This is a genomic window from Micromonospora tulbaghiae (genome assembly GCF_900091605.1).
Lineage (GTDB): Bacteria > Actinomycetota > Actinomycetes > Mycobacteriales > Micromonosporaceae > Micromonospora > Micromonospora tulbaghiae.
Genome location: NZ_FMCQ01000005.1, coordinates 363845 through 373870, shown reverse-complemented (window position 1 = coordinate 373870; position 10026 = coordinate 363845). Strand labels below are relative to the sequence as shown.

Annotated in this window: 10 protein-coding genes; 2 read left to right on the top strand and 8 right to left on the bottom strand. The window is 73.1% G+C overall.

Going from position 1 to position 10026, the window contains the following annotated elements; all coding sequences use genetic code 11:
* Nucleotides 1–47: 47 nt before the first annotated feature.
* From GA0070562_RS17630 to GA0070562_RS17600, 7 genes are all read right to left on the bottom strand, one after another.
* Nucleotides 48–2108 (bottom strand): amylo-alpha-1,6-glucosidase, encoded by a 2061-nt coding sequence (locus GA0070562_RS17630; RefSeq protein ID WP_091422980.1) that lies wholly within the window; start codon nucleotides 2106–2108, stop codon nucleotides 48–50.
* Nucleotides 2108–2479, bottom strand: coding sequence for an SCP2 sterol-binding domain-containing protein (locus GA0070562_RS17625; protein ID WP_091422977.1), 372 nt, complete (start codon nucleotides 2477–2479; stop codon nucleotides 2108–2110). Before GA0070562_RS17625 ends, GA0070562_RS17630 begins: the two co-directional genes overlap by 1 nt.
* 161 nt (nucleotides 2480–2640) lie before the next feature.
* On the bottom strand, nucleotides 2641–3057 hold the full coding sequence (locus GA0070562_RS17620) for a CBS domain-containing protein (protein ID WP_091422973.1): 417 nt from the start codon (nucleotides 3055–3057) through the stop codon (nucleotides 2641–2643).
* Nucleotides 3058–3121: 64 nt separating this feature from the next.
* Entirely contained in the window at nucleotides 3122–3757 is a 636-nt protein-coding gene (locus GA0070562_RS17615; RefSeq protein ID WP_254663813.1) for a TMEM175 family protein, read from the bottom strand.
* 134 nt (nucleotides 3758–3891) lie between these two features.
* The gene (locus tag GA0070562_RS17610; protein WP_091422968.1) at nucleotides 3892–4914 is read right to left on the bottom strand and encodes an aspartate-semialdehyde dehydrogenase; all 1023 of its coding nucleotides are present in this window, start codon (nucleotides 4912–4914) and stop codon (nucleotides 3892–3894) included.
* Nucleotides 4915–5011: 97 nt separating this feature from the next.
* Nucleotides 5012–6355, bottom strand: coding sequence for a M16 family metallopeptidase (locus tag GA0070562_RS17605; RefSeq protein ID WP_091422966.1), 1344 nt, complete (start codon nucleotides 6353–6355; stop codon nucleotides 5012–5014).
* Nucleotides 6355–7644: a M16 family metallopeptidase gene (locus GA0070562_RS17600; RefSeq protein ID WP_091422964.1), complete on the bottom strand. Its 1290-nt coding sequence runs from the start codon at nucleotides 7642–7644 to the stop codon at nucleotides 6355–6357. Before GA0070562_RS17600 ends, GA0070562_RS17605 begins: the two co-directional genes overlap by 1 nt.
* An 85-nt stretch (nucleotides 7645–7729) precedes the next feature.
* Between GA0070562_RS17600 and GA0070562_RS17595 the strand changes: the two genes are divergently transcribed.
* Nucleotides 7730–8443, top strand: a complete 714-nt coding sequence (locus GA0070562_RS17595; RefSeq protein WP_091422958.1) for a phosphodiesterase — start codon at nucleotides 7730–7732, stop codon at nucleotides 8441–8443.
* On the opposite strand, the gene GA0070562_RS17590 is transcribed toward GA0070562_RS17595, so the two are convergent.
* Nucleotides 8418–8639, bottom strand: a complete 222-nt coding sequence (locus GA0070562_RS17590; RefSeq protein WP_091423325.1) for a hypothetical protein — start codon at nucleotides 8637–8639, stop codon at nucleotides 8418–8420. The two genes, GA0070562_RS17595 and GA0070562_RS17590, sit on opposite strands and share 26 nt — an antisense overlap.
* Before the next feature lie 255 nt (nucleotides 8640–8894).
* Between GA0070562_RS17590 and GA0070562_RS17585 the strand changes: the two genes are divergently transcribed.
* A complete protein-coding gene (locus tag GA0070562_RS17585) occupies nucleotides 8895–9992 on the top strand; it encodes a 3-deoxy-7-phosphoheptulonate synthase (protein ID WP_091422956.1) in 1098 nt (365 codons plus the stop codon).
* The last annotated feature ends 34 nt before the right edge of the window (nucleotides 9993–10026 follow it).

Genomic DNA, 10026 nt, shown 5'->3' with positions numbered 1-10026 from the left:
CGCCGCCCCGAGCACGGCACCGACCCGCCGTCCCGGCGCCGGCCCGCTCAGTCGGCCAGCTCGTCGAGGTCGAGCCGGCCCCGGGCGAACGCGTCCACCCGGCCCCAGCGACCCGGGATGTCCAGCACCTCGATCCGTCCCATACCCACCGGCAGCCGCGGGTCGACCGCCAGGTGCTTGTCGTGCGGCTCCAGCCCCAGCATGGTGCGCAGCAGCAGCAGCGGCGCCCCGGTGGACCACGCCTGCGGGCTGCACGCGGTCGGGTACTCCACCGGGAACTTGGTCAGCTCGCGCTGGTAGCCGCCGAACGCCTCCGGCAGCCGGCCCTCGAAGTAGGTGGCCGCGTCGAGGATGCCGTTTGCGACTGTGGCGGCCTCCTCGGCGAAGCCGTACCGGCGCAGGCCCCAGGCGACGAACGAGTTGTCGAACGGCCAGATCGTGCCGTTGTGGTAGCCGATCGGGTTGTAGCGGACCTCGCCCTCGGCCAGCGTCCGCACCCCCCAGCCGGACCAGAGCCGCGGGCCGACCAGATGCTCGGCGACCTTCGGCGCCCGCTCGTCGTCCACGATCCCGCTCCACAGCAGGTGGCCGATGTTGGAGGTGAGCACGTCGCACTGGCGCCCGTCCGGGTCCAGTGCGAGCGCGTAGAAGCCGCGGTCGGCGACCCACCAGTCGTTGTTGAAGCGCCGCTTCAGCTCCGCCGCCTCGCGTTCCAGCTGATCGGCGTACGTGGGGTCGCCCCAGAACTCCCGGGCCATCCGGGCGGCCCGCATCTTCGCGTCGTACGCGTACCCCTGCACCTCGCAGGTGGCCCGGGGGAACGGCGGCAGCGTGCCGTCGGCGTACGAGATGGAGTCCCACGAGTCCTTCCAGCACTGGTTCTCCAGGCCGGTGTCGGTGTTGCGCCGCTCGTACCAGATGTAGCCGTTGCCGAGCAGGTCGGCGTAGTCGTCGACCCACTTCAGCGCGGCCCGGCACTCCCGTTCCAGCTCCTTGACCAGCGCGCCGTCGCCGCTCCACCGCTCGTACTCGTCGAGCAGCACCACGAACAGCGGGGTCGCGTCCACCGAGCCGTAGTACGGCGAGTGCGGCTGCTCCTCGAACGCGGCGGTCTCGCCGTACCGCATCTCGTGCAGGATCCGCCCCGGATCCTCGTCCCGGAAGTCGTCGAACCGCGTGCCCTGGAGCGCGCCGAGGATCCGCAGCGTGGTCTTCGACATCTCCGGCGCGAACGGCAGCACCTGGAGGCAGGTGAGGATGCTGTCCCGGCCGAACATGGTCATGAACCAGGGCAGGCCGGCCGCGGGCAGCGTCTGCCCGCCGAGCGACAGCGGTGAGAAGCGCAGCGCCGCGAGGTCGACCAGGCTCCGCCGGTACGTCGCGGCGAGTTGCTCGTGCTCGCTGTTCAGCTTCGGGGCCCGGCTGATCCACTCCTCCAGGTCGTGCTGGAGCGCGAGCCGCTCGGTGCCGTGCGCGCGCAGTCCCATCCGCAGGTCCCGGCCGCCGGGGCCGATCGCGAACGTCTGCACGTCGATGACGGCGTCCCACTGCTCGTTGGGTTCCAGCCGGATGCTCCAGGCGAAGCCGCGCTGGTCGTAGCGGGCCGGCTGGTTGGCGGAGACGAGCGTCTCGCGCCGGAAGTTGCCGCGCCGGTAGCCCAGGCGCAGCCGGTCCGACTCGGCCTCGGCGTAGTGTTCGCCCTTCTTGTTCAGGATCTCGTCCTTGACCTGGAACAGGTCGGCGAAGTCGGACCCGGCGTCCATCCGGATCTCCAGGTCGACAGCCTTCTCGTCGTGGTTGAGGATGGTCAGCGTCTCGCGGAAGCTGCCGCCGACCGCCCGCTCCCGGATGACCGACAGCTTCGCGTCGATGTAGTGCGTGGCCATGCCGGGCACCAGGAAGAACCGGGCCTCGTAGTACTGGAGGTCGTCGTAGGAGAGCGCGTTGAGCCGCTCGCCGTTGACGGTGAGCACCCACTTCGACAGGTACCGCGTGTCGAGCGAGAACAGGCCGGTCGGCTCGCTCGGTGTGGCCTCGATGTCGCCGGTGTCCTCGCACACCACGAACGTGTTGCCGTCCAGGATCCGGACGGTGTTGCTGCCGGGCATCAGGCACCCCTCCCGCTGAACGTGTGATGCGGTCCGCGGGAGTCCGGCGGGCCGGGGAAGACCCGCTCGACCTGCAACACGAGCCGCAGGTCGCCGACGACCGTCATGTCGCCGCGCAGCAGCGCCGCGATGGCGTTCTCCTCACCGCCGACCAGCTCGGCGAACAGGCGCGGTTCGGTGCCGACCACCGTGTCCGCCTCGCCGTCCTCCTGCCGGACCCGCAGGTTTCCCCGATCGATCTCCAGCAACCAGTGCGTGGTGTGCGGGCCCTCGTGCAGGTCGAAGCGGAGCGTTCCGGATGTCTTGACCAGCAGCGGCTCGAACCCCCGCCGGTCCAGGTCCTCGAAGAATCTCGTGGTCATGTCCACCATCCGGGCGACTCCTCCCGCGATCCGCGGTCTACCTGTCGAGGCTCCGTGTCCCCACCCGGTCCGGGGCCAACCTCGCCCGAACCGGGTGAGCGCGGCACCACGGCCCGGACGCGCGACGCCGGCCCCCGAACCGGGAGCCGGCGTCACCGCGGCAGAGAGGTCTAGTTGTTGGGGTCGTCGGCGCTGATGTCCGCGAGCACCGACTGGGGTTCCCGCTCCACCGCCAGGTCACCCATGGAGATCAGGCCGACCAGACGGCCGTCGTCGACCACCGGGAGGCGGCGGACCGCGTACGTGCGCATCAGGTCGGCGGCGGCCACGGCGTCGTCGTTCTGGCTGACGGTCACCACGTCCTTGCTGGTGATCTGGTTGAGCCGGGTGGCGGTGGGGTCCATGTTCTCGGCCACGCCCCGCACCGTGATGTCCCGGTCCGTCACGATGCCGACCACGTTGTCGCCGTCGGTCACCACCACGTCGCCGATGGCGCTGTCGCGCATCTCCTGCGCCGCCGCGATGAGTGTGTCGTTGCCGTCCATCGTCACCAACCGGGTCGTCATGAACTCTCCGACCGTTGTCATGGTGCTCCCCTCTCGGTGTCGGCACCGCGGTGTACCCGCCGCCGCAGGCGGGGTAACGCGGGCGTCACCGCCGGTGACGCAGGCGCCGGCGCAGGTCGTAGAAGCCGTTGCTGGACAGCCCGTAGAAGATCGGCAGCAGCAGGAGCACCACGAGCGCCGCCGGCACGCTCAGCAGCACGCCCACCAGACCGGCGATCGCGTACGCGAGGACGCCGAGCAGCGCCCGGACGCGTTCGGCCTCGAAGAACCGGGCGGTGACGTGCGGCTCCAGCAGCTCCCGGTGCCGGCTCAGGTAGTGGTAGAGCCACAGCCAGGTGATCGACAGGACCACGCCGACCAGCGCGTACGCGGACACCGCGACCCGCTCGTCGAAGACGTCGCCCTCCTCCACGGCCCGGGAGACGAGCGCGGTGACGAACGGCAGCAGCGCCACGCTGAACAGCACGCCGAGGTTCGCCCAGTGCAGTCCCCGGTCGGCGCAGCGGACCCGGTGGAACGTCCCCTTGTGGTTCAGCCAGTTGACCGCCACGTACAGGTAGGACGTGACGTAGGCGAGGTAGACCGGCCACTGGTCGAGCAGCGCGCGCAGCATCCCGCCCGGCGCCGTCTCGGGCACCCGCAGGTCGAGCACCAGCAGCGTGATGACGATGGCGAAGACCGCGTCGCTGAACCCGATCGCCCGGCCCGTGTCCGAGCGCATCCCGGCGTCCCCGGTGTCCCCTTCGGCCGTCATCGGCACCCCCGCCCTGCCGGCGTGGGGCAGCCGGCGACCCGGCGCGTATACCCGCTGAGCGGGCGTCCGTGCCGGGTAGTCCGGCACGGACGCCCGCGGGGTCAGCGCTCGGCGGCGACCAGCTCGGCTAGCTGCACGGCGTTCAGCGCCGCGCCCTTGCGCAGGTTGTCGTTGGCACAGAACAGCGCGAGCCCGTGCTCGACGGTCTCGTCGGCGCGGATCCGGCCCACGTACGTCGGGTCCTGGCCGGCCGCCTCCAGCGGCGTCGGTACGTCGCGCAGCGCCACGCCGGGCGCGCCGTCGAGCAGCTCACGGGCCCGGGCCGGGTCGATCGGGCGGGCGAACCGGGCGTTGATCTGCAACGAGTGGCCGGTGAAGACCGGCACCCGCACGCACGTGCCGGAGACCTTCAGCCCGGGGATCTCCAGGATCTTGCGGCTCTCGTTGCGCAGCTTCTGCTCCTCGTCGGTCTCGTCGGAGCCGTCGTCGACGATCGAACCGGCGAGCGGGAGCACGTTGAAGGCGATCGGGCGGGCGAACGAGCGCGGCGCCGGGAACTCCACCGCCCGGCCGTCGAAGGCGAGCCCGGCGGCGTCCCCGGCCACCTTGCGGACCTGCTCGTCCAGTTCCGCCACCCCGGCCAGGCCGGCGCCGGAGACCGCCTGGTAGGTGGCGACGACGAGGCTGACCAGTCCGGCCTCGTCGTGCAGCGGGCGCAGCACCGGCATGGCGGCCATCGTGGTGCAGTTCGGGTTGGCCACGATGCCCTTCGGGCGGTCCGCGATCGCGTGCGGGTTCACCTCGGCCACCACCAGCGGCACCTGCGGGTCCATCCGGAACGCCGAGGAGTTGTCGATCACCACGGCCCCGGCCTCGGCGACCCGGGGAGCCAGCTCCTTCGCGGTGCCCTTGCCCGCCGAGAAGAGCACGATGTCCAGGCCGCGGTAGTCCGCGGTGGCCGCGTCCTCCACGGTGACCTCGCCGTCGCGCCAGGGCAGCGTGCGCCCGGCCGACCGGGCCGAGGCGAACAGGCGCACCTGCTCCGCCGGGAACTCGCGCTCCGCCAGCACCTGCCGCATGACGCCACCGACCTGACCGGTGGCTCCCACAATGCCGATCCTCATGCCCGCGAGGCTACCCAGCCGGGCGGTGCGGGTGGGAAACGTTTCCCACCGCGCGGATGCGGGGCGACGGGAATCACAGGACCGCCGCCCCACCCGGTCACGTGTGGTCGGCCACCTCGCCGAGACCGCTGGCGACCAGCTCGTCCCGGATGACCGCCGCGTCCCCCTCGATCACCATCGTCAGCGACTCGGGGTGCAGGTACGTCGCGGCCGCGGCGGAGACGTCCTCGACTGTCGCCGCGAGCAGTTGCTCCCGCAGCCGTGCGTGGTAGTCGTCCGGCAGGTCGTGCACGACCAGCGTGCTCAGGGCCGCGGCGATGGCCCGCGGGCTCTGCAACTCGACCGAGAGCTGCCCGGCCCGCCAGGAACGCGCCACCTCCAGCTCCTCCTCGCTCACCCCGGTGAGCTGGGTACGGGAGATCTCGCCCACCGACTCGACGAGCGCCGGCGCGGTCACCGCGGTCTGCACGCCGGAGCTGACGGCGAACCGGCCGAACCGCCGGGACGAGGCGAAGTCCCCCCGGATCCCGTACGTGTAGCCGCGCACCTCCCGGATCAGGTGGTTGAGCCGGGACGTGAACGCGCCGCCGAGCACCGTCCCGGCGAGGGTCATCGGCACGTGGTCGGGGTGGGCCCGGTGCGGGGACGGGTGGCCGAGCCGCAGCGTGGACTGCACCGAGCCGGGTCGGTCGACCAGGATGATCCGCCGCTGCCCGGCCAGCGGCACGTCGATCGGGCCGCCGCGTTCCGCCGGGCCGCCGCCGGCGCCGGCGAACGCCGTCGCGGCGAGCGCGTCCAGGTCGATCCGCTCCAGGTCACCGGCGACGACGAGCGTGCCGGGGCGGATGAACCACTCCGAGTGGAAGACGGTGACGTCGTCCACCTCCAGCGCGGCCACACTGTCCGGGTCGCCGTAGAGCGGGCGGCCCCACCGGTGCTGCGCGCCGAACAGCTCGGCCCGCAGCACCGCGTCGGCACGCGGCCCGGGGTTGGCCCAGTCCATCCGCAGCGCCGTGGCCTCGTCGTCGCGGACGCGCAGCACGTCGGCCGGGTCGAGCCGGGGCGTACGGACCGCCTCGGCCAGCAGCTCCACGGCGGCGGTCAGCCGGTCCACCGGCACCTGCACGCTCACCTGGAACGAGTCCCAGTCGAGCCCGGTCGCCAGCTCGGTGCCGAGCGCCTCGATGGCCAGCGCGTACGCGGTGGCGTCCCGCTGCGCGGTGCCCTCCTCCAGCGCCTTGGCCAGCACCGCGCCGAGGCCCTCCTTGCCGACCGGCTCCCGGCCCGCGCCGCCGTCGAGCAGCAGCAACGCGACGGCGAGGTTCTGCCCGGGCAGGTGCGCGGCGACCACCTGGCCGCCGGCCGCCGGCCGCCGGACCACCTGCGGGAACCGGTAGGCGCGGGCGGCGCCGGGGCCGGGACGGGTGGCGATCAGCGACATCAGTTCTCCTCGGGCAGGTAGGTCAGGATCACCCGGTCGGCGGCGCCGAGCAGCTCGGCGGCCTGCTCGGCGATCTGCTCCGCGGTCACCGCGAGCCAGGCCGGCAGCCGGTCGGCCGCGCGGGCCGGGTCGCCGAACTGGGTGGCGTACCGGCCGAGCGTGTCCGCCCGCCCGTCCACCGTGGACATCTGCCGCCACCACATGGTGCTCAGCAACGCCTTGGCCCGGTCCAGTTCGGCCGCGGTCACCGGCACTGTGGCCAGCTCGTCGACCACCTCGGCCAGCCCGTCGCGCAGCCGCTCGGCGCTCACCCCGGGGCGGGCCGTGGCGGTGGCGATCAGCGGGGCGGGCGCGTGCGCCAGATCCACCCCGTACGCGCCGACCAGGTCCGGCTGGGCGATCCGCTCACCGTCGGCGAGCCGCTGGTAGAGGCGGCTGCCCCGGCCGCTGCCGAGCACGGTGGCCAGCACCGTCGTCACGTCGTACCCCTCGGTGCCGAACGGGTGGGTGCGGTGCGCGACGTAGACGCGGGGGGCGGGCACGTCGGCGGTGACCGTCTCCACCGCCGGGCGGCCGGTGGCCGGCACCGTGCGGCCGTCCGGCGCGGCCGGGATGTCGGCGCGCGCGTCGAGGCCGCCGAAGTACTTGTCGGCGAGCGCGAACACCTCCGCCGCTTCTGTGTCGCCGACCACTGTGAGGACCGCGTTGTTCGGCGCGTAGTACGTGCTGTGGAACGCCTGGAAGGTGGCCAGGTCGGCGGCGTTCAGGTCGGCCATCGACCCGATCGTCGCGTGGTGGTACGGATGGCCGGGCGGGTAGAGCAGCGGCAGCAGCCGCAGCCACGCGTCGCCGTACGGCACGTTCTCATAGCGCTGCCGGCGCTCGTTCTTCACCACGTCGCGCTGGTTGTCCAGCGTCTGCTGGGTCAGCGCCGGTACCAGACCGCCCATCCGGTCGGCCTCCAGCCAGAGCGCGAGTTCCAGGTGCTCGGCCGGGACCGTCTCGAAGTAGTTTGTCCGGTCCGGGTTGGTCGTCGCGTTGAGCGAGCCGCCCGCGCCCTGGATCAGCTTCATGTGCTCGGTCTTCGCCACGTTCACCGAACCCTCGAACATGAGGTGCTCGAAGAGGTGGGCGAAGCCGGTCTGTCCCGCCGGCTCGTGGCGTGAGCCCACGTCGTACCAGAGGTTGACCGCCACGGCCGGGGCGGTGCGGTCCTCGCTCACCACCACGCGCAGGCCGTTGTCCAGTCGGGTCGTCTCGATCGGCCAGGGGAAACCGCTGTCGGGCATGAGACGACGCTATCCGATCTCGGAGGCGGAAAGGTGACACGCGCGCCGGAGCATCGTCGGTGTGCGCCGGGGTACCCGTGCGGGCATGACCGCCACCACACCCTCCGCCGTCGAGCGCGCCGCCGCCGCGCTGGCCCGGCTCCGGCACGCCCGGCTGCTGCACCCGGCCGGGCGCACGTTCGCCGGCGAGGCCCGGATCTGGGGTACGCCGGGGCCGCCGACGGGCGTGCCGCTGCTCGACCTGCCCGGCCGGTGGCCGGCCACGATCCGCCTGTCCAAGGGCGTGCCGACGCCGGGCGGCTGGCCGGACGTGCTGGGCGTGGCGGTACGGCTGCACCGTGACCCGGAGCCGCCGGTGGACTTGCTGTGGAGTTCCAGCGGCGCCGCGCCGGTGCTGCGGAACCTGCCGCTGCCCCGGCGGCGCTTCACCGGGACGTACTCGTCGATCATGCCGTTCCGGGCCGGCGGGCGGCGGCTGTTCCTGGCCGTGCTGGCCGACCCGGAGTCACCCGACCTGGGTCGCGGCCTGGCCGAGGCGGGCGCGGCGGTCGCGGCCGACGAGCCCCGGCTGGTGCTGGCGGTGGCCTCGGCGGTGGGCCGGTGGCGGCCGTTCGGCGAGGTACGCCTCGACGACGAGCGCGGCGCCGCCGAGGACGCCGCGCTCGCGTTCGACCCGATCGGCAACGTGCCGCCGGGGTTGCGTCTGACCGGCCCGCTGGCCCGGCTGCGGGACGACAGTTACCGGGGTTCCCGCCGGGCGCGGGGCGCCGCGGTCAGTCGGGCGGCTCGACGGGGGTGACGGTCTGCTCGGAGGTGCGGTGCTCCAGCACCGTGTCGGGGGCGGCGTTCTGGTCCGCCTCGCGGATGTCGGACTCGGTGAGGATCGCGTCGGCCTGCGCCTGGGCGTCGTCGCTACCCGCCGCCGCCTCCTCCGGCAGCAGGTGCGCCCGGGATTCGATCCGTTCCTGGTCACTGGGGTCGTGGCTCGTGGTCATGACGATCACATACCCCGCGTTCCGCACTTCGGAACGACAGCGGGACTTCCGACCCGCGTCGGGTACGCTGGCCGACGTGACGCGGTCGTATCGATGGTTTAGGCAGCCGGCTGGAGGAGCCGGTGACTCGACCATGAGCTGACGTCACTTACCTCTTCGAGCCGGCCGGGCAGGGATTCTTTTCCCTGCCCTTTCGTATGCGAGCAGCCGGCTCGATCCCCCGGACCCGGCACGGGGGCACGGTCGGCGGAAGGAATCCCCACCGTGACCACGTCCCAGGACGCCCATCGGGTCATCGACCAGCGCATCGACCGTGTGGTGCCGCTGACCACCCCGGCCCTGCTGCACCACCACCTGCCGCTCGACACCCCGCTGGCCGAGGCCGTCGTGGCGGGCCGCCGTGCCGTCGGCCGGGTGCTGGACCGCGCCGACGACCGGTTGCTCGTCGTCGTCGGCCCCTGCTCCGTGCACGACCCGGCCGCCGCCCTGGAGTACGCGGGCCGGCTGCGCGAGGCCGCCGCCCGGGTCGCCGACGACCTGCTCGTGGTGATGCGTGTCTACTTCGAGAAGCCGCGCTCGACGGTGGGCTGGAAGGGCCTGATCAACGACCCGGCGCTGGACGGCTCCGGCGACGTGAACACGGGCCTGCGTACCGCGCGGGCGCTCCTGCTCGACGTGCTGCGGCTGGGCCTGCCGGTGGGCTGCGAGTTCCTCGACCCGATCACCCCGCAGTACATCGCGGACACGGTGGCCTGGGGCGCGATCGGCGCGCGGACGGTGGAGAGCCAGGTGCACCGGCAGCTCGCCTCCGGGCTGTCCATGCCGATCGGCATGAAGAACCGCCCGGACGGCAGCATCGCCACCGCCGTGGACGCGATCCGGGCCGCCGGGGTGCCGCACGTCTTCCCCGGCATCGACGTCTCCGGCACCCCGGCGATCATGCACACCCGGGGCAACGCCGACGGGCACCTGGTGCTGCGCGGCGGGGGCGGCCGCCCCAACTACGACGCGGAGTCGGTGGCCGGGGCGCTGGAGCTGCTGCGGGCGGCGGGCCTGCCGGAGCGGGTGGTGGTCGACGCCAGCCACGCGAACAGCGGCAAGGACCACCGCAACCAGCCGCTCGTGGCCGCCGACGTGGCCGCGCAGCTCGCCGCCGGTCAGCGCGGGATCGTCGGCATCATGCTGGAGAGCTTCCTGGTGCCGGGCCGGCAGGACCTGGACCCGACCCGGGAGCTGGCGTACGGCCAGTCGGTCACCGACGCCTGCATCGGCTGGGACGACACCGCCGAGGTGCTGGAGCACCTGGCCCAGGCCGTCCGGGCCCGCCGGGCCACGCTCCCGGCGCCGGCCTGAGCGGGGTTGGGGCGAGTTTGACCGGTTCGGTGCC